The organism is Methyloversatilis sp. (assembly GCF_030696805.1).
In the GTDB taxonomy this organism is placed as follows: Bacteria; Pseudomonadota; Gammaproteobacteria; order Burkholderiales; family Rhodocyclaceae; genus Methyloversatilis.
In genome coordinates this window covers 1-1,231 of the sequence record NZ_JAUYRO010000055.1, presented here as the reverse complement: position 1 = coordinate 1,231, position 1,231 = coordinate 1, and the positions used below count along the sequence as shown (strand labels likewise).

General features: G+C 61.1%; 1 protein-coding gene. It reads right to left on the bottom strand.

Annotated elements, in window-relative coordinates; all coding sequences use genetic code 11:
* Positions 1-40: 40 nt before the first annotated feature.
* Positions 41-1,231, bottom strand: coding sequence for an elongation factor Tu (gene tuf, locus Q8R75_RS10800; RefSeq protein ID WP_305625907.1), 1,191 nt, complete (start codon positions 1,229-1,231; stop codon positions 41-43).

Genomic DNA, 1,231 nt, shown 5'->3' with positions numbered 1-1,231 from the left:
GACCCGACCTGCTCGCGCAGACCGGGGAACATCAACCTGCTTAAGCGATGATCTTGGCAACCACGCCCGCACCCACCGTACGACCGCCTTCGCGGATCGCAAAGCGCAGACCTTCTTCCATCGCGATCGGCGCAATCAGCTTCACCGTGATCGATACGTTGTCGCCCGGCATCACCATCTCCGTGCCTTCCGGCAGTTCGATCGATCCCGTCACGTCCGTCGTGCGGAAGTAAAACTGCGGACGGTAGCCATTGAAGAACGGCGTGTGACGACCGCCTTCGTCCTTCGACAGCACATAGATCTCCGCCGTGAAGTGCGTGTGCGGCTTGATCGAACCCGGCTTGGCCAGAACCTGACCACGCTCGACGTCTTCCCGCTTGGTGCCGCGCAGCAGCACGCCAACGTTGTCACCCGCCTGACCTTGGTCCAGCAGCTTGCGGAACATTTCAACACCGGTGCACGTCGTCTTCACCGTGTCCTTGATGCCGACGATCTCGATTTCCTCACCGACTTTCACAATGCCCCGCTCGATACGACCGGTCACCACCGTGCCGCGCCCCGAGATCGAGAACACGTCTTCGATCGGCATCAGGAACGCGCCGTCAATCGCACGCTCCGGCGTCGGGATGTAGCTATCCAGCGCATCGGCCAGCGCCATGATCGCGCCTTCGCCCAGCTCCGTCTTGTCGCCTTCGAGCGCCTTGAGCGCCGAGCCCTTGACGATCGGCACATCGTCGCCAGGAAAGTCGTACTTCGACAGCAGTTCCCGCACTTCCATCTCGACGAGCTCGAGTAGCTCGGCATCGTCGACCATGTCGCACTTGTTCAGGAACACCACGATGTACGGCACACCCACCTGGCGGGCCAGCAGGATGTGTTCGCGTGTCTGCGGCATCGGGCCGTCAGCGGCCGAACACACCAGGATCGCGCCATCCATCTGCGCAGCACCCGTGATCATGTTCTTCACATAGTCAGCGTGACCCGGGCAATCAACGTGCGCGTAGTGACGCGCCGCCGTTTCGTACTCAACGTGTGCCGTATTGATCGTGATGCCGCGTGCCTTTTCTTCCGGCGCCGCATCAATCTGGTCGTACGCCTTCGCTTCGCCACCGAACTTCGACGACAGAATCGTCGTGATCGCCGCCGTCAGCGTCGTCTTGCCATGATCAACGTGCCCAATCGTCCCCACGTTCACGTGCGGCTTGGTACGTTCAAACTTTCCCTTTGCCAT